Source organism: Motilibacter deserti (assembly GCF_011250635.1).
Classification (GTDB): domain Bacteria; phylum Actinomycetota; class Actinomycetes; order Motilibacterales; family Motilibacteraceae; genus Motilibacter_A; species Motilibacter_A deserti.
The window spans coordinates 54972-76189 of sequence record NZ_JAANNP010000008.1; the positions used below are offsets into that span (position 1 = coordinate 54972).

Annotated in this window: 24 protein-coding genes, 1 pseudogene and 1 riboswitch; of the genes and pseudogenes, 10 read left to right on the forward strand and 15 right to left on the reverse strand. The window is 74.2% G+C overall.

Annotated elements, in window-relative coordinates; translation table 11 throughout:
* Nucleotides 1–5: 5 nt before the first annotated feature.
* On the reverse strand, nucleotides 6–1379 hold the full coding sequence (locus G9H71_RS12595) for a cryptochrome/photolyase family protein (protein ID WP_166282320.1): 1374 nt from the start codon (nucleotides 1377–1379) through the stop codon (nucleotides 6–8).
* A gap of 67 nt (nucleotides 1380–1446) precedes the next feature.
* On the opposite strand from G9H71_RS12595, the pseudogene G9H71_RS12600 reads away from it, so the two are divergent.
* Both G9H71_RS12600 and G9H71_RS12605 read left to right on the forward strand, forming a co-directional pair.
* Nucleotides 1447–2127: pseudogene (locus tag G9H71_RS12600) on the forward strand (iron dependent repressor, metal binding and dimerization domain protein); the annotation flags it as partial.
* Between the two features lie 399 nt (nucleotides 2128–2526).
* Nucleotides 2527–2682: riboswitch (cyclic di-AMP (ydaO/yuaA leader) on the forward strand.
* A 3-nt stretch (nucleotides 2683–2685) separates the two neighbouring features.
* Nucleotides 2686–3549: a C40 family peptidase gene (locus tag G9H71_RS12605; protein ID WP_166282324.1), complete on the forward strand. Its 864-nt coding sequence runs from the start codon at nucleotides 2686–2688 to the stop codon at nucleotides 3547–3549.
* A gap of 163 nt (nucleotides 3550–3712) precedes the next feature.
* On the opposite strand, the gene G9H71_RS12610 is transcribed toward G9H71_RS12605, so the two are convergent.
* Nucleotides 3713–4303 carry a histidine phosphatase family protein gene (locus G9H71_RS12610; RefSeq protein WP_166282326.1) on the reverse strand — a complete coding sequence of 197 codons (591 nt, stop codon included), beginning with the start codon at nucleotides 4301–4303 and terminating at the stop codon, nucleotides 3713–3715.
* Between the two features lie 134 nt (nucleotides 4304–4437).
* Between G9H71_RS12610 and G9H71_RS24540 the strand changes: the two genes are divergently transcribed.
* A complete protein-coding gene (locus G9H71_RS24540) occupies nucleotides 4438–4566 on the forward strand; it encodes a hypothetical protein (RefSeq protein ID WP_269204644.1) in 129 nt (42 codons plus the stop codon).
* Between the two features lie 245 nt (nucleotides 4567–4811).
* On the opposite strand, the gene mscL is transcribed toward G9H71_RS24540, so the two are convergent.
* From mscL to G9H71_RS12625, 3 genes are all read right to left on the reverse strand, one after another.
* On the reverse strand, nucleotides 4812–5228 hold the full coding sequence (mscL, locus tag G9H71_RS12615) for a large conductance mechanosensitive channel protein MscL (RefSeq protein WP_166282328.1): 417 nt from the start codon (nucleotides 5226–5228) through the stop codon (nucleotides 4812–4814).
* 13 nt (nucleotides 5229–5241) lie between these two features.
* A complete protein-coding gene (gene cpaB / locus G9H71_RS12620; RefSeq protein WP_196792035.1) occupies nucleotides 5242–6174 on the reverse strand; it encodes a Flp pilus assembly protein CpaB in 933 nt (310 codons plus the stop codon).
* A gap of 155 nt (nucleotides 6175–6329) precedes the next feature.
* On the reverse strand, nucleotides 6330–6695 hold the full coding sequence (locus tag G9H71_RS12625) for an FmdB family zinc ribbon protein (protein WP_166282332.1): 366 nt from the start codon (nucleotides 6693–6695) through the stop codon (nucleotides 6330–6332).
* Between the two features lie 319 nt (nucleotides 6696–7014).
* On the opposite strand from G9H71_RS12625, the gene G9H71_RS12630 reads away from it, so the two are divergent.
* The gene (locus tag G9H71_RS12630; RefSeq protein ID WP_166282334.1) at nucleotides 7015–7461 is read left to right on the forward strand and encodes a hypothetical protein; all 447 of its coding nucleotides are present in this window, start codon (nucleotides 7015–7017) and stop codon (nucleotides 7459–7461) included.
* Nucleotides 7462–7608: 147 nt separating this feature from the next.
* Here G9H71_RS12630 and G9H71_RS12635 read toward each other — a convergent pair whose 3' ends face one another.
* The 3 genes from G9H71_RS12635 to G9H71_RS12645 form a co-directional block, all read right to left on the reverse strand.
* A complete protein-coding gene (locus tag G9H71_RS12635; protein WP_166282336.1) occupies nucleotides 7609–8028 on the reverse strand; it encodes an arsenate reductase ArsC in 420 nt (139 codons plus the stop codon).
* A 344-nt stretch (nucleotides 8029–8372) separates the two neighbouring features.
* Nucleotides 8373–9497 (reverse strand): ACR3 family arsenite efflux transporter, encoded by a 1125-nt coding sequence (arsB, locus tag G9H71_RS12640; RefSeq protein ID WP_166282338.1) that lies wholly within the window; start codon nucleotides 9495–9497, stop codon nucleotides 8373–8375.
* A 100-nt stretch (nucleotides 9498–9597) separates the two neighbouring features.
* The gene (locus G9H71_RS12645) at nucleotides 9598–9876 is read right to left on the reverse strand and encodes an ArsR/SmtB family transcription factor (RefSeq protein ID WP_407939735.1); all 279 of its coding nucleotides are present in this window, start codon (nucleotides 9874–9876) and stop codon (nucleotides 9598–9600) included.
* Nucleotides 9877–10023: 147 nt separating this feature from the next.
* Here G9H71_RS12645 and G9H71_RS12650 point away from each other — a divergent pair, with 147 nt between their 5' ends.
* Together G9H71_RS12650 and G9H71_RS12655 are read left to right on the forward strand one after the other, a co-directional pair.
* Nucleotides 10024–10908, forward strand: coding sequence for an SDR family NAD(P)-dependent oxidoreductase (locus G9H71_RS12650; protein ID WP_166282342.1), 885 nt, complete (start codon nucleotides 10024–10026; stop codon nucleotides 10906–10908).
* 63 nt (nucleotides 10909–10971) lie between these two features.
* On the forward strand, nucleotides 10972–12048 hold the full coding sequence (locus G9H71_RS12655) for an alkene reductase (RefSeq protein ID WP_166282344.1): 1077 nt from the start codon (nucleotides 10972–10974) through the stop codon (nucleotides 12046–12048).
* Between the two features lie 274 nt (nucleotides 12049–12322).
* On the opposite strand, the gene G9H71_RS12660 is transcribed toward G9H71_RS12655, so the two are convergent.
* The 3 genes from G9H71_RS12660 to G9H71_RS12670 all read right to left on the reverse strand — a co-directional run bounded on the left by G9H71_RS12660 (nucleotide 12323) and on the right by G9H71_RS12670 (nucleotide 14060).
* Nucleotides 12323–13153, reverse strand: coding sequence for a rod shape-determining protein (locus G9H71_RS12660; protein WP_166282346.1), 831 nt, complete (start codon nucleotides 13151–13153; stop codon nucleotides 12323–12325).
* A gap of 2 nt (nucleotides 13154–13155) precedes the next feature.
* The gene (locus tag G9H71_RS12665) at nucleotides 13156–13509 is read right to left on the reverse strand and encodes a TraR/DksA family transcriptional regulator (protein WP_231134719.1); all 354 of its coding nucleotides are present in this window, start codon (nucleotides 13507–13509) and stop codon (nucleotides 13156–13158) included.
* Nucleotides 13510–13589: 80 nt separating this feature from the next.
* Nucleotides 13590–14060 carry a hypothetical protein gene (locus G9H71_RS12670; RefSeq protein WP_166282348.1) on the reverse strand — a complete coding sequence of 157 codons (471 nt, stop codon included), beginning with the start codon at nucleotides 14058–14060 and terminating at the stop codon, nucleotides 13590–13592.
* Nucleotides 14061–14208: 148 nt separating this feature from the next.
* On the opposite strand from G9H71_RS12670, the gene G9H71_RS12675 reads away from it, so the two are divergent.
* Both G9H71_RS12675 and secD read left to right on the forward strand, forming a co-directional pair.
* Complete coding sequence (locus G9H71_RS12675) at nucleotides 14209–14658, forward strand: hypothetical protein (RefSeq protein WP_166282350.1); 450 nt, start codon at nucleotides 14209–14211, stop codon at nucleotides 14656–14658.
* A 55-nt stretch (nucleotides 14659–14713) separates the two neighbouring features.
* Entirely contained in the window at nucleotides 14714–17185 is a 2472-nt protein-coding gene (gene secD, locus G9H71_RS12680; protein ID WP_166282352.1) for a protein translocase subunit SecD, read from the forward strand.
* 75 nt (nucleotides 17186–17260) lie between these two features.
* Here the strand turns inward: secD and G9H71_RS12685 are convergent, their stop codons facing one another.
* Both G9H71_RS12685 and G9H71_RS12690 read right to left on the reverse strand, forming a co-directional pair.
* Nucleotides 17261–17749: a MarR family winged helix-turn-helix transcriptional regulator gene (locus G9H71_RS12685; protein ID WP_166282354.1), complete on the reverse strand. Its 489-nt coding sequence runs from the start codon at nucleotides 17747–17749 to the stop codon at nucleotides 17261–17263.
* A 39-nt stretch (nucleotides 17750–17788) separates the two neighbouring features.
* On the reverse strand, nucleotides 17789–18373 hold the full coding sequence (locus tag G9H71_RS12690; protein ID WP_166282355.1) for a YceI family protein: 585 nt from the start codon (nucleotides 18371–18373) through the stop codon (nucleotides 17789–17791).
* 210 nt (nucleotides 18374–18583) lie between these two features.
* On the opposite strand from G9H71_RS12690, the gene G9H71_RS12695 reads away from it, so the two are divergent.
* Together G9H71_RS12695 and G9H71_RS12700 are read left to right on the forward strand one after the other, a co-directional pair.
* On the forward strand, nucleotides 18584–19060 hold the full coding sequence (locus G9H71_RS12695; protein ID WP_166282357.1) for a DUF4396 domain-containing protein: 477 nt from the start codon (nucleotides 18584–18586) through the stop codon (nucleotides 19058–19060).
* A gap of 62 nt (nucleotides 19061–19122) precedes the next feature.
* Nucleotides 19123–19887, forward strand: coding sequence for a M23 family metallopeptidase (locus G9H71_RS12700; protein WP_166282359.1), 765 nt, complete (start codon nucleotides 19123–19125; stop codon nucleotides 19885–19887).
* Between the two features lie 76 nt (nucleotides 19888–19963).
* Here the strand turns inward: G9H71_RS12700 and G9H71_RS12705 are convergent, their stop codons facing one another.
* The gene (locus G9H71_RS12705) at nucleotides 19964–20548 is read right to left on the reverse strand and encodes a YceI family protein (RefSeq protein WP_166282361.1); all 585 of its coding nucleotides are present in this window, start codon (nucleotides 20546–20548) and stop codon (nucleotides 19964–19966) included.
* Between the two features lie 170 nt (nucleotides 20549–20718).
* Entirely contained in the window at nucleotides 20719–21210 is a 492-nt protein-coding gene (locus G9H71_RS12710) for a GNAT family N-acetyltransferase (protein WP_166282363.1), read from the reverse strand.
* Nucleotides 21211–21218: the final 8 nt, after the last annotated feature.

Genomic DNA, 21218 nt, shown 5'->3' on the forward strand with positions numbered 1-21218 from the left:
GTTCGTTAAGTGCGGGCGCCGGTGCGGGTCTCCTCATAACGGCGCAGCGCCTCCGCCCGTGCCTCGCCGTGGTCGACGACACGCTCGGGGTAGCCCGCAGGCAGTCCCCCGGGCAGCAGCCACGGCTCGTGGACGGCGCCTCCCGCCACCCCGCGCAGCTCCGGGACGTACCTGCGGACGTACTCGCCGTCGGGGTCGAAGCTCTTGCCCTGCGTCACCGGGTTGAAGACGCGGAAGTACGGCGCCGCGTCCGTCCCGGTTCCGGCGACCCACTGCCAGCCGCCGTTGTTGGAGGCGAGGTCGCCGTCGCGCAGCCAGTGCATGAAGTGGCGGGCCCCGCGCAGCCAGTCCACGTGCAGGTCCTTGACGAGGAATGACGCGACGATCATGCGGACGCGGTTGTGCACCCAGCCGACGGCGCGCAGCTGGCGCATCCCGGCGTCGACGATCGGATAGCCCGTACGCCCCTGCGCCCAGGCCGCGAAGGCCGCGTCGGCGGCCGGGCCGGTGTCGTAACGGATCGCGCCGACCTGCTGGTTGAGCGGCGCGCGGGCCGTGTGCGGCGCGTGCCACAGGACGTCGGCGTAGAAGTCGCGCCAGCAGAGCTCGGTGCGGAAGCGGTCCGCGCTCTCGCCCGGGTGCTTCGCGAGGTCGGCCAGCAGGGTGCGGGGGTGGACCTCGCCGTACTTCAGGTGGGCCGACAGCGAGGACGTGCCGTCGAGGTCGGGCCGGTTACGGCTGTCCGCGTACGCCCCGAGCCCGCGCTCGCGCCAGCGCCGCCAGCGCGCCAGCGCCGCCTCCTCGCCCGCCTCGGGCAGCTGCATCCCGTCCAGCTCCGGCTCTGCAGGCACGCCGTCGCTCGGCAGCTCCACCCAGCGCGGCGCCCGCGGGGCGTGCACGGGCGGCGGCCAGCCCTCGCGGGCCCAGGCGCGGGAGAACGGGGTGAAGACGCGGAACGGCTCGCCCTGTTTGGTCAGCACGGTCCCCGGCGCAACGGCGTAGGGCGACCCGGTGCGCACGAGCGGGACGTCGAGGCCGCGCAGCGCCTCCTCGACGCCGGCGTCACGGCGCCGTCCGAGCACCCCGAAGTCGGCGGCGACGTGGACCGAGCCGGCCGCGGCCTCGCGGGCCACGGCGGGCACGACCTCGGCGGGGTCGCCGTGGCGTACGACCAGCCGGCCGTCCAGCGCGGCGTCGAGCGCCCGGAGCGAGCGTGAGAGCCAGGCCCGGCGGGGGGCCCCGGCGGGCCCCCACAGGGCGGGGTCCACGACGAAGAGCGCGATGGCCGGGCCGGCGGACAGGGCCGCGCGCAGGGCCGGGTTGTCGCGGAGCCGCAGGTCGCGGCGGAACCACATCACTGCCGTCGCCGGTGTCGCCATCGGGCCCGACCCTAGGCGTGCACGGTGATCGCGGCATCCCGAGCCGGGCAGCGGCACAATTGAGGGCGTGAGCGACCTCATCGACACGACCGAGATGTACCTCCGGACCATCTACGAGCTGGAGGAGGAGGGCGTGCCCCCGATGCGGGCGCGGATCGCCGAGCGTCTCGGCCAGAGCGGTCCCACGGTGAGCCAGACGGTGGCCCGCATGCACCGCGCCGGCCTGGTGGACCTCGGGGAGGGCAACCGGCTCGTGCTCACCGACGTCGGGCAGGCCACGGCCGTGCGGGTCATGCGCAAGCACCGGCTGGCCGAATGCCTGTTGATCCAGGTCATCGGCCTGGACTGGGAGCACGTGCACGCCGAGGCCTGCCGCTGGGAGCACGTGATGAGCGAGGCGGTCGAGCGGCGGCTGCTCGACGTGCTCGACCACCCGACGCACTCGCCGTACGGCAACCCCATCCCGGGGCTCGAGGAGCTCGGGGACGAGGACCCGCACGAGGGGTTCCTCGACGGGCTGGTCCCGCTGCCGTCGGCGGCCCGGCCGGGCGAGGCCCGCTCGGTGGTGGTCCGCCGGATCGGCGAGCCCGTGCAGACCGACGCGGAGGCGCTGGCGACGCTGCGCCGGACCGGGGTGCGCCCCGGCGCTGTCGTCACGGTCCGCCGGCTCGAGTCCGCCGTGCTCGTGGGCTCCGGGGGCGAGGCGACCGAGCTGGCCGACTCCGTCGCCGCCCACGTCTTCGTCGCGCCCGGCTCCGCCGGCGAGCCGACGCCCGACGGCCAGGGCCAGGGGCTCGAGGCGCACGGCCTGGCCGAGGTCGCTGCGATGCCGGAGTCCGGCGCCGAGGCCTGAAGACGCGGGCCCTTCCGGCCCGCCACCCGCAGCGTGACCGCGCGCCCCTGCCCCTCGGGTGGGGGCGTGCGACGTTCCGGGGGCTGGACTTTGCCGTCGTATGACGGGCCGTTGGCCCCATCGTCATCTAGTCGTCGCGCACTATCCACATCCCGCTGTGACGGGGGCCACGTTTCCCCATGTGCCGCGGGAGCTGGACGCGCCACGTGACCGTCCCGTAACTTTCTCCTGCCCCGGCAGACCGGCTGGGGCGCTCTCACGCGGACGCCGAGTCCTGCCCCGCGTGCGAGTCGGTGGATCGACACACCGTTTGGCAGGAGCGGGGGACCCACGTGATGCGGGCGCTCCACCCAGGAGTGCCCTTGGGGTGAAGCCGTGAATCTTCACGGCCGGGTGATCTTCCCAACCCGAACCCGACAGCTCACCTCGCAGGCGTCGGAGAAGGACCCTTCCTTGTCGCATGCCGCCGTGCTGTCCGACGCTGCTCGCCGTCCCGGCCTGCACCGCCGCCCGAGCCAGGCCGGTTCGCGCGCCGCCACCGCTGCTCGCTTCGCGGTCGTCCCCGCCGTGGCCGTCGCTACTCTCGCGGCCCCGATGGCGACCGCCGCCTCGGCCGCGACCGCCCCGAAGGCCGGCCTGCCGGTCAAGGAGGCCAAGGCCGCCACGGGCCGCAGCGTCGCCGCGAAGCTCCTCGTCAACTCGCCCACGAAGACCCCGGTCGTCATGGCGCACCCGACCGTCGGCAAGAGCACGCGCGGCGGGTCCGTCCTCTGGGTGCAGCGTCGCCTCGGCGTCAAGCCGAGCGGCGTCTACGGCACCGCCACGGTCCGCGCCGTCAAGCGCCTGCAGGCCGCCGCCGGCATCAAGCAGACCGGCGTCGTCGACGCCAAGACGTGGGCCGCGCTGGGCGTGCCCTACCGCAAGCCCAAGGCCAGCCGCACGAGCGCGCTCAAGCCCGGCTCGGCCGGCTTCGGCAACCTGGTGCTGACCGAGGCGCGCAAGTACGCCGGCGCCCCCTACCGCTACGGCGGCATGTCCCCGCGCGGCTTCGACTGCTCGGGCTTCGTGAGCTACGTCTACGGCAAGCTCGGCGTCTCGCTGCCGCACTCGTCCGGTGCGATCAAGCAGCGCGTGACCCGCATCAGCCGCTCGGCCGTGCGCCCCGGCGACCTCGTGTTCGTCAGCAAGGGCGGGCGCACCAGCCATGTCGCGATCTACGCGGGCAGCGGCTACTGGTACGAGGCCAGCAACCCGAGCCGTCCGGTCGGCAAGAACAAGGCCTGGAGCTCCAACGTGAGCTACGGCCGGGTGGCCTGACCGCACCCCTCGCGCACGGGCAGCGCCCGGGCACCGCAGGTTCTCCTGCGCGTGCCCGGGCGCTGTCGTTTCGCTGCGGGATCGTGGGCGCCCCGCCGTGTCTGCCGCACGCTTGCGTCGGCGCGGGGGTCGTGCCGTCGCCGCGGCCGCTGAGCCGGAGCTCCTACTGCAGAGCCTCGGGCTCCGTCGACGGCACGTTCCACGCCTGCAGCACCGGGCGGCCGTGCTCGAGCCCGAGCTGCGACAGCGTCGCGGTGTCGAGCCGGAAGTACTTCCCGTCCTGCGCCGGCAGCCCGAGCCAACGTGCCGCGACGACCCGCAGCGAGTGACCGTGCGCGACGAGGCAGACGTCCCTGCCCTCCTCGAGCACGAGCCGCGCCCGGTCCAGCACGGCGTCGAGCCGGGCGGCGACCTGCTCGGCCGTCTCGCCGCCGGGCACGCCGTCCTCCCACAGGCTCCAGCTGCCGCGCTCGGCCACGATGTCGACCGTCCGGCGTCCCTCGTAGTCGCCGTAGTCCCACTCGGCGAGCCCTGGCTCCACCTCGGCTTGCAGGCCCGCGAGGTCGGCTGTGTGCCGGGCCCGCTGGCGGGGGCTGCTGAGCACCAGGCCGAAGTCGAAGCGCACCAGGCCGGGTGCCGCGGCGCGGGCCTGGTCCTCGCCGCGCGGTGTGAGCGGCAGGTCCGTCGTGCTCGTGTGCTTGCCGGCGCGCGACCACTCGGTCTCGCCGTGGCGGAGCAGGACGATCACTGGCATGAGGCGGTCCTTCCGCGGTCTCTGGTGGTAGCGGCTGCAACGGCGCAGGTGGCGCCGGTGTCGTGGGTCGAGGGTCGCAGGGCGACCGGGCGCGGCTCGTGAGGGGGGCGCCGCCTCGCCCGTACGCTGGCTTCGTGAGTGAGCAGCCGGTGTTGCCCGACACGACCCAGGACGAGGCGGACGAGGGGTGGGGCGACCTCCCGGCCGGCCGGGACGACGACGAGCGGATCCTGCGCGAGCGCCCTCCGCACCACGGCGGCTGAGGCCGCGCTCGCGGTCGGCTCGGACGCTGAGAGCTTCGCCAGCTACGAAGGCAGTCGTCCCCCCGACGGCTCCGCCTGGCTGACCCGGCCTGGCCGAGCTCGATGGGCTCGGCCATGCTCACTGGTCCGAATGTGCCGGGCAGGGCTGTGTGTGCCGGGCAGAACCGTGCACGTCGGGCAGGCCGTGTGTGCCGGGCAGGGCCGCCTGTGCCGGGCGTGGCCGCAGCCATGGCGCTCCGCCTCGTTCACAGCGCCTTTCCCGTGCCCGCCGCGCCCTCCTGCTGGGTGCGGAGCAGGTCGCGGATCTCGCGCAGCACGACGAGGTCCTCGGGCACCGCGGCCGGGGGAGGGGTCTCACCGCGCTGCAGCCGCTCGAGCAGCTTCTTGGTGGGAAGCACGACGAGGAAGTAGACGACCGCGGCGGTGACGAGGAACGCGATGGCGGCGTTGATGACAGCCGCCCAGTCGAAGGTTTGGCCGTTCCACGTCGTCTGGCCGCCGACATCGGTCGTGCTACCGCCGAGAAAGACGCCGATCAGGGGCTTGAGCACGGCGTTGGCCACCGAGGTGACGAGCGCCGTGAAGGCTGAGCCGATGACGACGGCGACGGCCAGGTCGATGACGTTGCCCCGCAGGATGAAGTCGCGGAAGCCCTTGAGCATGCGCCCTCCTCGATCATGGGATCTTGGTGCCCTCCTGCCCCACGAGCACGACGGATAGTCGGCCGCTGACCGCGGCCCGGGCGAGGGCCAGCGACTCGGGCGGCGAGGCGGCAAGCACGACGAGCCCGGCCCTGCCACCGTCGGTGGGAAGCAGCCCGGCGCCGGCGGACGGGGCGTCCGGCAGGGCGAGCACGCGTGCGGAGTACGCGACCGTCCGCGCCTGCGCAGCCTCCCCGCTCGGGCCGGTGCCCGCGGCGACGACGTCGACGCGGTCGCCGACCTGCAGGAGGGCGGTCGTCGCGTCGTCGGCGAGGCGTACCGGCACGGCCACCCGACCCGGCCCCGCCGCACGGCCCAGGCCCGCCGCTCCGACGACGCGGACGTCGGTGAGCGGCTCGCCCCGGCGTACCGGAGACGCCAGCTCGCGACCAGTGGCCGCGGCGGCTTCGAGGGCGCCGGCCGGGACCGTCGTCGGCGGCACCTGGACCGTGCGGGTGTCGCTCGAGCCGAGCACCGAGCCGGCCGGGAGGTCGCGTGCGGCCACGAGCAGCGTCGCTGACGGAGGTGCCGGGGGCGCCAGGGCGAGCAGAGCGCACGCGGTCGCTGCCGCGGCGCACAAGGCGGCGAGGGGCCGGCGGTGCCAGGAGAGCCGGCGGCGGGCCCGACGCAGCAGAGACTTCACGGCGTCGACGCGCCGACGCGCAGCCCGCTCGCGCGCGGAGTGCTGGCGGGAAGCCGCACGGCGCGGCCCCTTTCCGCGCGGCCCCCGCCGGCGCGGCCGCTGTCGGCGCTGACCCCGCCGAAGCGGCTCCGGCTCGCGCGGGGCGCGCCGAAGCGGAGCCGGCTCGCGCGGGGCGCGCCGAAGCGGAGCCGGCTCACGCGGGGCGCGGCGGAGCGGAGCCTGCTCGCGCGGGGCACGTCCACGCGAGGGCTGCCGACACGGCATAGTCCGTCGACTCCGCCGCGAGACCTGTGGGCGGAAGGTGGACCGGCGGGACGATCGGGAACCTGCACCCGCCGGACGTTAGCGGCGCGGCGAGCCGCCAGGGCCCGTTGCGCGGGCGCCTGTGGACGCAGCCTGCTGCGTCCACAGGCCGGTGCTCAGGCGGCGGACGTTCCCGAGGACGAGCTGCCCGAGGACGAGCTGCTGGAGGTGGAGCTCGCGCTCGAGCTGGACGAGCTCGAGTCCTTCGTGGCGCTGCTCGTGGAGTCCGACGACGAGCTCTTGGACTCCGACGACGAGCTCGAGGAGTTGTCCTTGCTCGAGCCGCTGCCCGAGCTCGAGCCGGAGGAACGGCTGTCCGTGCGATAGAAGCCGGAGCCCTTGAACACCACGCCGACGGCGGAGTAGACCTTGCGCAGCCGCCCCTGGCACGCCGGGCACTCGGTGAGCGCCTCGTCGGAGAACGACTGGACCGCCTCGAACCGGTGGTCGCACTCCGTGCACGCGTACTGGTAGGTCGGCACGCTTTCCTCCTCCACCCCGTGCCCGCCGCGACGGGCCTGGCACTCGACAGTTCCGAGTGCCAATGATGCGTGACGCAGCCCCTTCGCGTCCAACGTTCGCCAGCGCCGCCACCTTCGGCGCAGTCGTGGCACGCGTGGTTTCTGAGAGGCGAGGCCCCATGCAGCGGACGGCGTCGCGACGGCCGCCGCTCGCTCAGGGCGGGATGCGTCCGGTTTTCAACACGGTCAGTGGACAGTGGCGTGCTCGCGGCCGCACTCGGAAGGTCGCCTGTGGACAGCGTGGACACCCGATGTCCCGGCACGGGCATGGTCAGGCCTCATGACGACAGTGACCCTCACCGCCGGTGACCACATCCACGACGACGAGGCCCTGCTGGCTCTCGCCACCCAGTTCGGCCGCGATGTCGACACCGGCGGGCGGACCCTCGCGCTCACCTGGCTCGATGCCCACGACCGGTTGATGCCCCTCGTCGTTCCGATCGACGACATACCGGAGCTTCCCGACGAGGGCTTCGCGCCGGCTCTCGCCACCGTGATGGCGGCGCCGACGCAGGGCGCGCCGGACTGCGGCGTCGTCGCGATCCTCGTCCGTGGCGGCTCCCCGAGAGTGACAGCCGGCGACCGCGCGTGGAACCGCGTGCTGCGCGGCCAGGACAGCATCCGCGTCCGCGGCGTCTTCGTCGCCGCCGGCGGGACGGTCCGGCCGCTGGCGCTGGACGACGCGGCCTGGCCCGCCCCTTCCCCCACATGCCTGCGACCGCTTTGATGAATCGGGTGGTCGATCGTCGCCGTGACCGTGCGGGCCTCTCGTCGCACCAGGCACGCCTCGAGCGATCGACGGGACGGATCGTCACCGTTGCGTGCCGGGCACTGTGGCCCGCCGGCCCTAGAGGTCAGCGGGCGTGCCTCGGAGTCAGCCGCGCGCGGCGCGCGCCGGCAACAGCTCCGCGAGCAGTTCCTCGACCAGGGTGCGGATCTTGTCGCGGATGGGGCGTACAGCCTCCACGCCCCTGCCGGCGGGGTCCGCGAGCTCCCAATCGAGGTAGCGCTTGCCCGGGAAGACGGGGCAGGTGTCGCCGCAGCCCATGGTGATGACGACGTCGGAGGCCTGCACGGCGTCGGCGGTGAGGATCTTCGGAGTCTGGCCCGAGATGTCGATGCCGACCTCGGCCATGGCCTCGACCGCCGCCGGGTTGACTGTGTCCTTGGGTGCGGAGCCGGCAGAGCGGACCTCGACGTCGTCCCCGGCGAGAGCCGTCAAGAAGCCGGCGGCCATCTGGGAGCGGCCGGCATTGTGGACGCAGACGAACAGGACGCTGGGCTTGTGGGACATGGTGAGCCTTCCGGAACGCGTGTTGGTGGAGCCGGGGATTCGGCGGGACGGGGGCCTGGCGGGAGGGATGCTCTGCGGGAGCCGGAGTCTCGGCGAACCGGTTGTGAGCGGCTGGGGTGTCTCGTCACAGGTGCCTGAGGGGGGCGGGCCCCATGGGGTGGTGTGCCGGGCGCGCGAGGTGCCCCGAGCCGTGGGGGGTCTCGAGAACGGTGGCAAGTCCTACCGCGAGGGGCCGCCCTCACGGGTTTATGTGCCTTGCCGTGCCTGAACGCCCTCTGAGCCCGCGCTCGGACCGATCGTTGCTCCTGCGCGGCTAGCCCCTCCGGTGGCCACTGCCGTGTCGGTCAGCTCGTGCTCCTGGTCTCGGCGACGGCGGCGCCACGGGCGCCCGAGTCGGGAAAGAACCTGCGAGCCCAGAGCGAGACGTAGACCAGGGCGACAAGAACGGGAACCTCGATCAGCGGGCCGACGACCCCGGCGAGCGCTTGCCCGGAGGTGACGCCGAAGACGCCGATGGCGACGGCGATGGCCAGCTCGAAGTTGTTGCCGGCGGCCGTGAATGCGAGAGTCGCCGAGCGGGCGTAGCCGAGCCCGATCCAGCGCCCGAGCGCTAGCGACCCGGCCCACATGACCCCGAAGTAGACGAGCAGCGGAACGGCGATGAGGGCGACGTCCCCGGGCTCGTTGGTGATGGTGTCGCCCTGCAGCGCGAAAAGCACGACGATGGTGACGAGCAGCCCGTAGAGCGCGAACGGGCCGATGCGGGGCAGCACGCGGGTCTCGTAGCCGGCGCGGCCGAGCCGCTTCTCGCCGAGGGTGCGGGTGAGGAAGCCGGCAAGGAGCGGGATGCCGAGGAAGATCAACACCGACTTGGCTATCTCCCACATCGACACGTCGAGCTCGGACTGCTCGAGCCCGAGCCAGCCGGGCAGCGTGTGCAAGTAGAAGTAGCCGAGGGCGGCGAAGGCGACGATCTGGAAGACGCTGTTGATGGCGACGAGGACGGCGGCCGCCTCCCGGTCGCCGCAGGACAGGTCGTTCCAGATCAGGACCATGGCGATGCAGCGGGCAAGCCCCACGATGATGAGCCCCGTGCGGTAGGCGTGGTGGTCGGGCAGGAACACCCACGCCAGCGCGAACATCAGCGCGGGGCCGACCAGCCAGTTGAGCACCAGGGACGAGACGAGCAGTCTGCGGTCGCCGGTGACGGTGTGCAGTTCGCCGTAGCGGACCTTGGCCAGCACCGGGTACATCATCAGCAGCAGTCCGAGGGCGATCGGCAACGAGACCGAGCCGAGCTTGACCGTGTCGAGGGCGTCGTCCAGGCCGTCGATCGTGCGGCCGAGCAGCAGCCCGGCGGCCATCGCGGCCAGGATCCAGACGGGCAGGAAGCGGTCGAGCGTCGACAGCCGCGCGAGCACGGGCGTGTCCTCGTCCCGAACGGAAGCCTCGGCGACGAGGTCGCTCATGCGTGGTCCTTCCGTGCACGCACGAAGGCGTGCGGCGATGAGCCGTCGGCGCGGGCGCGCCGACGGCCTTGGCGCGGTGGTAGCGGTGGCGTGGGGTGGGCTAGCAGGCCCGGCGCGAGGGTTGAGCGCGGCTGGCCGCGGCGAGCTCGCCGGTCGCGGCGGCGAGCCCGTCCAGCGCGCCAGGGCGCAGCCGGTAGTAGGTGAACCGGCCACAGGGCTCGGTGTCGAGCAGCCCGGCCTCGCGCAGCGTCTTGAGGTGGTGCGACACCAGGGCCTGCTTGGCGCCGAGCAGGTCCTGCAGGTGCGTCGTGCAGAGCTGCTCACCGGCCAGCAGGGTCAGGATCTGCCAGCGCATCGGGTCCGCGATCACCGGGAGCAGTGCTGCGGCCTCGACCGGCAGCTCCCCCGACGAGCCGACCGTCACATCGACCGCGACTGGTGTCATGCCGGTATGTCACATCAACAGCGGCTGGTACGTCAAGGCGCCGCGTTGTTTCGTGCGCCGAGCTCCGGGCACGCACGACCGATGACCTGGGCCAGTGGGACCGCTCTCGTGACCGGAGCCTCGGGCGGCATCGGTGAGGTGTACGCCCGCCGGCTGCACGCCGCCGGCCAGGACGTCGTGCTCGTCGCCCGTCGCGCGAGCCGTCTCGACGCGCTCGCCGGGGACCTGCGGACGTCGGGGACGGGCCGGGTGGAGACGCTCGTCGCCGATCTTGCGGGGCCGGAGGGCAGGGCGGCCGTGGCCGAGCGAGCTGCCGGGCGGGACGTGTCGCTGCTGGTGAACAACGCCGGCCTGTCCGGCTACGGCCCGTTCGCCGAGGCCGAGCCCGAGGTGCTCGAGCAGGTCGTCTCGCTGAACGTTCTCGCGCTGACCCTGCTCAGCCGGGCTGCGGTGCCCGCGATGCTCGCGCGGGGAAGCGGGGCGGTGGTCAACGTGGCCTCCCTGCTCGCCTTCTCGGGCGCGCTGCCGCCCGGCCCGCTGCCGCACCGGGCGACCTATGCGGGGACGAAGGCCTTCGTCGTGGCCTTCAGCCGGACGCTCGCGGAGGAGCTGCGCGGCACGGGCGTGACCGTGCAGGCGTGCTGCCCGGGCTACACCTCGACCGAGTTCCACCTCACGAGCGGGACCGAGCCCGTGCCCGACGAGGCGCTGCTCGCGCGCGGCGACGAGCCCGGGGCCATGAGCGCCGAGGACGTCGTGACCGCGTCGCTGGCCGCGCTGCGAACCGGCGAGGTCGTCTGTGCCCCCGGGCTCAACGACCCCACGGCGGTGGACCGGCTGACCGCCGCCGAGGCCGAGCTGCGGCGGGCGAGCCGGCCCCAGCTGGCTGCGCGCTACCGCGAGCCGGCTGACGATCGCGCCCGCTGGGCAGCCGGCCGCGATCGACCGGCTCGACCGGTCGTGTGACGTCGGCCGCACGAGCAGGTGCGGGCGGAATTCCGCCTGCGATGCGCGGCGTTCCCGCCCGCCGTGGATCTCTTCTCTCCTGTCACGCTCGGCGACATCGACCTGGCCAACCGCGTCGTCATGGCGCCGCTCACCCGCATGCGCGCCGGCGCGTCCGGGGTGCCCAACGACCTGCTCGTCGAGCACTACGCCCAGCGCGCGAGCATCGGGCTCATCATCACCGAGGGGACCTACCCCCGCTTCGAGTCCCAGGCCTTCGTCGGGCAGCCCGGCATCGTCACCGACGAGCAGCAGGCTGGTTGGGCACGCGTGGCCGAGGCCGTGCACGCCCGTGGCGGCAAGATCGTCATGCAGGTCATGCACGGCGGCCGGGTCACGCACCCGGACGTCAACGGCGGCCGCCGGGTCGAGGCGCCCAGCGCGATCGCCATCGAGGGTGAGGGCCACACCGAGAAGGGCAAGCAGCCGTACCCGGTGCCGCACGCCCTCACGGCGGAGGAGGCGCGCGGGGTGCGCGACGACTTCGTCGCGGCCGCGCGACGTGCGGTCGCGGCCGGGCTCGACGGCGTGGAGATCCACGGCGCGAACGGCTACCTGCTGCACGAGTTCCTCTCTCCGGCGTCGAACCAGCGCACGGACGAGTACGGAGGCTCGCCGGAGAACCGGGCGCGCTTCGTGGTCGAGGTCGTGACGGCCGTCGCCGAGGCGATCGGCGCCGGCAAGGTCGGGCTGCGGATCTCGCCCGAGCACAACATCCAGGGCGCGCTCGAGACCGACCGCGACGACGTGCTGGCGACGTACGGCGGCCTCGTCGACCAGCTGCGCCCGCTCGGGCTCGCTTATCTCTCCGTGCTGCACCGCGAGCCCGGCGGTGACCTCGTGCAGGAGCTGCGCCGTCGGTTCAACGGCCCGCTGATCGCGAACAGCGGCTTCGGCAGTGTCACCACGCGGGCCGAGGCCGTGCAGCTGATCGAGGCCGCGCACGCCGACGCGGTCGCGGTCGGGCGGGCGGCCATCGCCAACCCGGACCTCGTCGAGCGCTGGCGCGGCGAGCACGACGAGAACGAGCCGGACGCGACCACGTTCTACGCGAACGGCGCGCAGGGCTACACCGACTACCCGTTCCTCGCCGCGGGCTGACCGGCCCACTGGATAGCTCAAGGCCGGGCCCGGCCGGTGCCCGCCGCCACGGTTGGTCCCGGCGGCGCTCACCGCCCACGGCCGGCGCCCGCCGGGGCGCCGACATCGAGGGCTTGGCCCCGCGGGCGCCCACGGTCGAGGGCTGGCCCCGCGGGCGCCCACGGTCGAGGGCTGGCCCTGCGGGCGCCCACAGTCGAGGCTGGCCCCCGGTTGGCGCCCACCGCCGGGGCTGCCACGGTCGGCGCCCACCGTGGAAGGGCTGACCACCGCCTGTCTACCTGCGCCCGCCGCCGGCCAGGCCGAAGAGCGTCCGCTCGGGAGCCGGCAGGCAGCGCGCCAGCCCGCCGACGACCACATCTCTCGGGTCGGGCGGGACGTGCATGTCGAGCCGGCACGCGGCGGCCACGCCGTCGACCAGCCCCGGCAGGAGCGTCCCGCCGCCGACCAGCCGGGCGGGCCGCGCCACCAGATCGCCGGCGACCGTGGGCGGGACCCCGTCGAGCACGCTCTGCACCGCGCGACACAGCGGGCGCAGCAGAGTTTCCGGCTGGTCCAGGTAGTCCCCGGCCCCCACCGGCGCACCGACGCTCGCGGTGACGTAGCCCGCGCCGACCGCGCCCACCTCGACGAGCCCGGCCCCGACGTCGAGCAGCAGCTCGGGCTTGTCGTCGACCGCGATGGCCTCGGTGCCCGCCGCTGCCGCTAGCAGCGAGTCCACCACCGTGACGTCGGCGCCGGTCGCGGAGGCCACGACGGCTCGCAGCACGCCGGCGTCGTACGCCCGGCCCGGCGCGGGCACGCCGACCGCCACCGCCGACGGTGCGGGAACCCGGGCCTGGGCGAGCAGGAGCCGCAGGAGCTGCACGGCGCGCGCGGGCTCCTCGACGCGGCCGCGGCGTACCGGACGGCAGAGCCGCGCCGGCCCCGCGCTCGCCGCCCGCCACGCCGCCCACCCTGCGGCGACGGCGTTCCCGCGCCGGTCGAACGCAACCAGGGTCGGCTCGTCGAGCAGAGTCGTGCCGTCGGGGGCCGCCAGCCGGGTGCGGGACGTGCCGAGGTCGAGCGCGAGCGCCGTCGCCCGCCGATGGCGCGGGAACGACGCCACGGCTACCCGCCCACCCGCTCGGCCCTGGGGCAGCCGGCGCAGCCGCGGGCCTGCGGCCGCGCTTCGAGCCGGGGCAGCGGGATGGCCGCAGAGCAGCACGTGCACCGGCCGTACGTGCCGGCGTCCATGCGGGCGAGCGCAGCCTCGATCTCGGCGAGGTCGCGGGCCTCGGCGGCGAGCGCGGCGACGCCGACGGGGTCGTCCTGGGGCGAGGGGCCCGCGACGGCGAGGGAGTGGCGACGGTCGGCGCGCGCGGCCTCCAGCAGCGCGCGCAGGGCCGCGAGGTCGTCGGTCGTGGGCTGCGGGCAGGCAGGCACAGCCGGGGAGACGCGCGGGGACAGGGCGTACACAGGCATGAGGGCTCCAGGTCAAGGCGTTGCGGGGTCGCGTGCGCCGGGGGCGCTCCGCGGGGACGGCGCGGGACCGCGGTGAGCGGTCAGCTCGCGCGCGGCGGCGCCCGACGCCGGTGCGGCCCGTGCCGCCGCCGAGCGGTGCCTCCCGAGCCGCCCGGCGTCGAGCGGCGACGGCCGCGCCCGACCGCAAGGGCCGGGGCCGCGGGCAGCGCCGCGGCCAGGTGCAGCTGCTGTTCACGGAGGACGGGGTACGTCGTCGCGGCCCGCCGCTCGGCCACGGCCACCGGCCGGTCCCGGAGGTCCCACTCGCCGACGGCCGAGCCCGGCTGCCCCGCCGACGTGACGCCCGCGGGCGTGCCGGCCGGCGCGGAGCCAGCCGTCGCGAGGCCAGCCGGCGCGGAGCCAGCCGGCACGGCGGTGGGGGCCACCGAGGCCCCGGACGCAGGCAGCACGGAGAGCAGCACCGCGAGGGCCAGCAGCAGGGCGGACGGCAGGGCGGACGGCAGGGCGGAGGCCGCTGCACGGCCCGCTCGCTGCACGATCCGTCCGGTCATGCCCCGGCACGCTAGCCCGGCCCGTCGGGGAAGGCGAACGCGTTAAGCGGCGGCAGCGATCGGAGCTCGCTCGATGCCGGAACCGTGCTTCACACAAGCGTGATTCTGATCTTCGGAAGCTCGGGGACGGGCTACCTTTGTCGTCATCGTGAGCGTCCCGGCCCGGACGCCCCCGGCTCCGGCCGGTGGCCGTCCCCACGTTCGCGCGGCCCGCTGGACGCTGGCCGCGCTCGTCGGGCTGCTCGCCGGCGTGCTGGGGCTGCCCGGCCCGGCGGCGGCGTCGGCCGCTGCCCCGTCACGGGTCGGGACGGCCACGACGCACACCGCCGCGCCGGTGCGTCATTCCGCAGGTGCCGTCCGGCACGTGCGCGACGTCCTGGTGGGGGCACGGCCGGCCGCAGTCGTCGTGGCGGGCCTGCGGGCCGCCGGCGCTTCCCCCGCCGCCCTCGGCACGGTCGCGGCGAGGGCGGTGCTCGTCCTGCCGGCGGCCCGCCGCGGCGCAGCCGGCCCGCAGGACCAGGAGCACCGCGCGCAGCGGGTGGGGGCCGCCGACCGCCCGCGCGGGCCGCCGGCCGTACGGAGCACCAGAACCCACTGACCTGGGCGGGACGTGTGCCCTCCCGGGCACCCATCCGCACCCCTAGGAGCTCCTTGTGTCGCGCGCTCGTGCCGTGCGCGCGGTCCTCGCCCTGCTCGTGCTCGCCGCGGCGGCCTTCCTGGCCTTCACGCGCGAGCCACGGCTCGGCCTCGACCTGCGCGGTGGCACCCAGATCGTCCTCGAGACCAAGTCCACGGACACGGTCGAAGCCGGCCGGGACACCACCGACCGCGCCCTCGAAGTCCTCCGCCGGCGCGTCGACGCGCTCGGCGTCGCCGAGCCCAGCCTGACCCGCTCCGGCGACACGCGCATCCTCGTCGAGCTGCCCGGCCTGACCGACGCGACCGATGCCGCCGATGTTCTCGGCCGCACGGCGCAGCTCACGGTCCACCCCGTGCTCGGCCTCGCGGAGCAGCCCGCGGCCACGCCGAACGCCGAGGCCACGCCGTCAGGCACGGCCACGCCGACGGCGGAGCCCTCGCCGTCGGGCACGGCCACGTCCGCCGCACCGACTAGCGCTCCGTCGGCGGCCACCGACGCAGCCGCGCCCACGGCCGGGGCGACCGGGACGGCGGCCACTCCGACGCCGACTCCAAGCTCCACCGGCAAGCAGGCCGAGGGCGAGCTCACGCTGCCCGACGAGTCCGGCGCGCAGCTGCGGCTCGGCCCCGCGGCGCTGACGGGGGAGGGCATCTCCGACTCCGCGGCCCAGCTCGACGGGCTCTCCGGCACCTCGTGGGTCGTGACCATCGACTTCAACGGTGCCGGTGACGACGCCTGGAAGCAGGTGACGGCCGACGCGGCCTGCCAGCCGGACGGCAGCCCGCAGCGGCGCATCGCGATCGTGCTCGACGACGCCGTCATCTCCTCCCCGCAGGTCGAGACGTCCGTCGCGTGCGGCGCGGGCATCGCCGGCGGGAGCACCCAGATCACCGGGTCGTTCACGGCGAACGAGGCCAAGGACCTGGCCGCGCTGGTGAAGGGCGGCGCGCTGCCGGTGCCGGTGGAGGTCATCGAGCAGCGCACGGTCGGCCCGACCCTCGGCGACGAGGCCATCGAGGCGTCGTGGAAGGCGGCCCTGCTCGGCCTGGCCGGCACGGCGCTCTTCGTCATCGTGGTCTACCGGCTGCTCGGCCTGCTCGCGACGCTCGCCCTGCTCGGCTACGCGCTGATCGCGTACGCCGCCCTCGTCGCGCTCGGGGCGACGCTCACCCTGCCCGGCCTCGCCGGCTTCGTGCTCGCCATCGGCATGGCGGTCGACGCCAACGTGCTCACGTTCGAGAGAGCGAGGGAGGAGTACGCCCAAGCCCCCCGGCGCGGGCTGCGGGCCGCGCTCGTCGGCGGCTTCCGCGGGTCCTGGAGCGCGATCCTCGACTCGAACGTGACGACGGTGCTCGCGGCCGGGCTGCTCTTCGCCCTGGCCAGCGGCCCGGTCCGCGGCTTCGGCGTCACCCTCGTCATCGGCGTGGTCGCCTCGATGTTCTCGGCGCTGATCGTCACCCGAGTGCTCGCCGAGTGGGCGGTCGTCCGGCGCGGGGTGCGCGACTCTCCGATGCGCAGCGGCATCGGCTCGCTCGGCCGTGCCCGGACGTACCTCCTGCGCCGCGACCCGGACGTCCTGCGGTCGGCAGTCCGGCGCCGCGGCGCGCTTGTCGTCAGCGCGGTGCTCGTCGTGCTGGCTGCGGCGGGCATCGGGCTGCGCGGGCTCGACCTCGGCGTGGAGTTCACCGGCGGCCGGCTGGTGGAGTACTCCACCGCCCAGCCGCTCGACGTCGACGAGGCGCGGTCCATCGTGGCGGACGCCGGCTTCCCGCGGGCGGTGGTGCAGGAGTCCGACGCCGGTATCACCGTCCGCACCGGCGAGCTCTCCAACGTCCAGGAGCAGGAGCTGGCGCGCAGCCTGGAGGCGGCGGGCGGGACCGTGACGAAGGAGCGCGACGAGCTGATCGGCCCCAGCTTGGGCGAGGAGCTGCAGCGCAAGGCGCTCATCGCGCTGGTGCTGGCGCTCGCCGCCCAGCTGGTCTACCTGGCCGTCCGGTTCCGGTGGACGTTCGCCGCGTCGGCGGTCACCGCGATGTTCCACGACGTGCTGCTCGTCGTCGGGCTCTTCGCCTGGCTCGGCAAGCCGATCGACGCGGTGTTCCTCGCCGCGCTGCTGACCGTCATCGGCTACTCGGTCAACGACAAGGTCGTGGTGTTCGACCGGGTGCGCGAGGCCTGGCGCGCCTTCGCGGGGCGCCGGGAGATGGGCGAGGTGATGAACACGGCGGTGCTGCAGACCGTGCCGCGCACGATCAACACTGGTGCGGGCGTGCTGTTCGTCCTGGCTGCGCTGGCGGTCCTGGGCGGCGACTCGCTCACCGACTTCGCCGTGGCGCTGCTGGCCGGTGTCGTCGTGGGCACGTGGTCGAGCGTCTTCACCGCCTCGCCGTTGGCGGCGGCCCTGGAGCGGCAGTGGCCCGCGCCCCTGCCGGCCCGCAAGCCGGTCGAGCGCAGGTCGCCGCAGGACTCCGGCGCAGTGGTGTAGGCCGGTTCGCCTATCGCGCTTCAGCTGAAGCACGGGTCGTGCATTGCGACGACGTCGCAGTGCACGACCCGGGCCTCAGCCGCGCGCCGCCTCCAGGACCCGGCTCAGCGCGGTCGCCACGGCCGTCGCCTCGTCGCCCAGGTGGCGGCCGAACAGCTCCTCGATGCCGGCGAGGTACGTCGGGGCCGCCGCGCGGAGCAGGCCGCGGCCCTGCGCGGTCAGCACGGCGTACGCGGACCGGCCGTCGCTGGGGTTGGCCGCCCGCTCGACGTGCCCGGCCTTGACCAGCTCGTCGACGACACGGCTGACCCGGGTCCGGCTGACGACGGCTCGCTGGCCCAGCTCGCTCATCGTCAGCCGGCGGTCGGGGGCCGCGTTCAGCTCGAGCAGCACGTCGTACCACGTCAGCGGCAGCCCGTGCGCCTGCTGGAGCCGTCGGTCGAGCTCGGGCACGACGGCGGCGTGCACCTTGAGCACGCTGGCCCAGGCGTCGACGCCCTCCTCCCGCTCCGCGCGGCTGCGGCGGGACGATGCTGAGCGGGGGCGCTCGGGGGCGTCGGTCACGTCGGCAACCTAGCTCGTCGTTGCACGGTCGCTCCTCGGCTATCGCTGCAGCACGGTCTCGACCGAGATCTCGATGGAGATCTCCTTGCTGACCAGCAGGCCGCCGGCCTCGAGCGCCATGTTCCAGGTCAGGCCGAAGTCCTCCCGGTTGACGCTGGTGGAGGCCGAGAAGACCGCACGCTCGCCGCCCCACGGGTCCTTGGCGTAGCCCTCGTAGGTCACCGCGAGCGGGACGCGCCGGGTGACGCCGTGGATCGTGAGGTCGCCGTCGACGGTGCCGCTGGTCCCGTGCCAGTCGACCGAGCGGCTGCGGAAGGTGGCGGTGGGGTAGTTCTCGACGTCGAACAGCTCCGCCGAGCGCAGGTGCTCGTCGCGCGCGTTCAGGCCGGACTCGACGCTGGCCATGCCGATGACGACCTCGAGCGCGGAGTCGCGCGGGTCCTCGGCGATGGTCACGGTGCCCGAGACGTCGACGAAGCGGCCGCGGACCTTCGTGAACACCATGTGCCGCCCGACGAACGCGACGTCGGCGTGCCCGGGGTCGATCGCCCACGCGCCCGGGGCCGGGAGCGTCACTCCGGCGAGGGATCGGACGGGCGAGGTGAGGGTGGTGGGGACGGACATCTCACTGCCTCCTGACTGGTGCCACATCTCCGTGATGTGTGCGTACGCACAGAGTGGCACATACGTGCGGGCGCACACAACCCCTATCGAGAGGCGGGTTTGCGTCGAGCCGTCTGGCACTCGTCAGCCTTGCACCACTTACCCCCGGGGGGTATGTTCCGATCAGTACGAGCGGAGCCTCCGCTCCCGACAGGCGAAGGAGTTGTGCTCATGGACCACGCAGCCAGTTCGCACGGACACACCCCCGCAGGGACTGCCCTGACCCGCATGGCCGTGTCGGCGACGTTGCACTGCCTGACCGGGTGCGCGATCGGCGAAGTGCTCGGCATGGTCCTCGCCACCTGGTGGGGGTGGGGGGACGCCGCCTCGATCGCGCTGGCGGTGGCGCTGGCGTTCGTCTTCGGCTACGCGCTGACCGTCGGTCCCGTCCTGCGCTCCGGGCTGCCGCTGCGTCAGGCGGTACGCGTCGCGCTCGCCGCGGACACGCTGTCGATCGTGACCATGGAGCTCGTGGACAACGCGGTGCTGCTCGCGGTGCCCGACGCGATGGAGGCCGGCCTCGCCGACCCGCTCTTCTGGGGCTCGCTCGCGTTCGCGCTGGCCGTCGCGTTCGTCGTGACCGTGCCGGTCAACCGCGCGCTGATCGGCCGGGGCAAGGGGCACGCCGTGGTGCACGGGCTGCACTGACCCGCGCGGCCGTCTGCACCGAGGCATTCAGGTGGTGGGCGGCGGCTGCCGACACCGGGGGCATGGAGACCTCCGCCGTGGGCGCGTCGACGGGCATGAGCAACGTGATGGCGCGCATCTCGGGCATCCAGTCGCAGCTCGCGATGCTCTCCCGGCCGACCGTCGCGGCGACCGTGGTCAGTGCGTCACCGGCGGCTCCGAGCGCGGCTGCGGGCACCGCGTCGTTCGCGGGCAGGAGCAGCTCGGGTGCGCAGTTCGCGGCGGCGCTGCAGAGCGCCGTCTCGGCCGCCGCGCCGACGGGGGGCGTGGCAGGGCCCGGGGCGACGGGATCCGCGGCGACGGCGCCTGTGACGACGGGACCCGTGGCGCCGGGACCCGTGGCGCCGGCACCTGCCGCGACCGCACCCGGGGCGACGACGGCCGCCGACGCCTGGACGCGCCCCGTCGACGGCCGGGTGACGAGCAAGTTCGGCATGCGCACCCACCCCGTGACCGGGGTCTACAAGCTGCACACCGGCACCGACTTCTCCGCGCCGATGGGCAGCTCCATCGGTGCGGCGAGCAGCGGCGTGGTGAAGTCGGCGGGCTGGCAGGGCGGCTACGGCAACACTGTCGTGATCGACCACGGCGACGGCATCACGACGATGTACGCGCATGCCTCCGAGCTGCTCGTGAAGCCCGGGCAGCGCGTAGAGCCGGGCGACACGGTCGCCAAGGCAGGGAGCACCGGCCTGTCGACCGGGCCGCACCTGCACTTCGAGGTGCGCGAGGACAACAAGCCGGTCGACCCGCAGCCGTGGCTGCGCAAGCACGGGGTCACCGTCTGACGGCACTCGGCCTGGGGCACACTCCCCGCACCGCGGCCTGACGAGCGCCGCCCGCCGGCCGCGGTGGAGGGAGCGCTCAGGGCGTCGGCGTGAGCTTGACCGCCGAGATGTCGAACTCCAGCACGATCTTGTCGCTGACGAGGAAGCCGCCGGTCTCGAGCGCGGCGTTCCAGTTGACGCCCCAGTCCTTGCGGTTGATCGTCGTGCGCCCCTCGAAGCCGGCCCGCAGGTTGCCGAACGGGTCCTTTGCGCTGCCGGTGAACTCGAACTCGACGCTGACCGGCTTGGTCGTCTCCTTGACGGTGAGGTCGCCGGTCATGCGGAACGTCGTGTCGTCGAGCTTCTCCACCGACGTGCTCTTGAACGTCAGGTCGGGGAAGGACGGCGCGTCGAAGAAGTCGTTGGTCCGCAGGTGCGCGTCGCGCTGCTCCTGGCCGGTGTCGATGCTGGCGACCTTGATCGTGAGCTCGGCGGTGGACTTCGTCGGGTCCGTCGCGTCGAGGTGCGCGCGGCCCTCGAACTCCTTGAACGAGCCGCGCACCTTGGTCACCATCGCGTGCCGGGCGACGAACCCGATCCGGGTGTGCGCGACGTCCAGCTGGTAGTCGCCCGTCAGGTCCTCGATGGCGGCAGTGGGGGCGTCGAAGTCGGAGGCACTCACGGAAGGATCCTTTCCAGAGACTGCGCGGCCGCTGGCCGCGGTTCATGAACAGGCCGTGCTCTCTCGCGCCGGTTCATCTGCTTTGCCGCGCAAGAGGTGCAGGGCCAGCATGGCACGCGTCCGATCGCGCGTGCCGGGGTGTCACGCAGTGAGGGGCGGAGGGCCCTTCGTCAGCTCCCGACCACGGTGCTGCGACGCTCGAGCAGCACCACGTCGCGCCACTGCCCGTGGTGGCAGCCGATCCGCTCGCGGCGGCCCACGGTCCGGAAGCCCGCCTGCTCGTGGAGGCGGAGGCTCCCGGTGTTCTCGGGGAAGACCCCGGACTGGATCGTCCACACCCCGGCCGCCTCGGTCGACCGGATGAGCTGGTGCAGGAGCGCGCGGCCGACGCCCATGCCGCGTGCCTGCGGCGCGACGTACACCGAGTGCTCGACGACCCCGGCGTAGACCGCCCGGCTCGAGACGGCCGAGCACGCGATCCAGCCCGCCACCTCGCCGCCCGGCCCCAGGGCCACGAAGCGGTGCTCCGGCAGCCGGGCCGCGTCGAACGCCGCCCAGTCCGGCGCCTCGGTCTCGAACGTCGCGTCGCCGTCGTCGATCCCGGCCTGGTAGATCGCGAGGACCTGCGCGGCGTGCTCGGCGGTCATGGGAGCGATGTGCATGCCCCGAT

Excerpts from the sequence above, each read along its gene's own strand:
- G9H71_RS12595 (WP_166282320.1), bottom strand. The coding sequence starts at position 1,379 with ATGGCGACACCGGCGACGGCAGTGATGTGGTTCCGCCGCGACCTGCGG.
- G9H71_RS12610 (WP_166282326.1), bottom strand. The coding sequence starts at position 4,303 with ATGCCAGTGATCGTCCTGCTCCGCCACGGCGAGACCGAGTGGTCGCGC.
- mscL (WP_166282328.1), bottom strand. The coding sequence starts at position 5,228 with ATGCTCAAGGGCTTCCGCGACTTCATCCTGCGGGGCAACGTCATCGAC.
- cpaB (WP_196792035.1), bottom strand. The coding sequence starts at position 6,174 with ATGCCGTGTCGGCAGCCCTCGCGTGGACGTGCCCCGCGCGAGCAGGCT.
- G9H71_RS12630 (WP_166282334.1), top strand. The coding sequence starts at position 7,015 with ATGACGACAGTGACCCTCACCGCCGGTGACCACATCCACGACGACGAG.
- G9H71_RS12635 (WP_166282336.1), bottom strand. The coding sequence starts at position 8,028 with ATGTCCCACAAGCCCAGCGTCCTGTTCGTCTGCGTCCACAATGCCGGC.
- arsB (WP_166282338.1), bottom strand. The coding sequence starts at position 9,497 with ATGAGCGACCTCGTCGCCGAGGCTTCCGTTCGGGACGAGGACACGCCC.
- G9H71_RS12650 (WP_166282342.1), top strand. The coding sequence starts at position 10,024 with ATGACCTGGGCCAGTGGGACCGCTCTCGTGACCGGAGCCTCGGGCGGC.
- G9H71_RS12665 (WP_231134719.1), bottom strand. The coding sequence starts at position 13,509 with ATGCCTGTGTACGCCCTGTCCCCGCGCGTCTCCCCGGCTGTGCCTGCC.
- G9H71_RS12670 (WP_166282348.1), bottom strand. The coding sequence starts at position 14,060 with ATGACCGGACGGATCGTGCAGCGAGCGGGCCGTGCAGCGGCCTCCGCC.
- G9H71_RS12690 (WP_166282355.1), bottom strand. The coding sequence starts at position 18,373 with ATGTCCGTCCCCACCACCCTCACCTCGCCCGTCCGATCCCTCGCCGGA.
- G9H71_RS12695 (WP_166282357.1), top strand. The coding sequence starts at position 18,584 with ATGGACCACGCAGCCAGTTCGCACGGACACACCCCCGCAGGGACTGCC.
- G9H71_RS12700 (WP_166282359.1), top strand. The coding sequence starts at position 19,123 with ATGGAGACCTCCGCCGTGGGCGCGTCGACGGGCATGAGCAACGTGATG.
- G9H71_RS12710 (WP_166282363.1), bottom strand. The coding sequence starts at position 21,210 with ATGCACATCGCTCCCATGACCGCCGAGCACGCCGCGCAGGTCCTCGCG.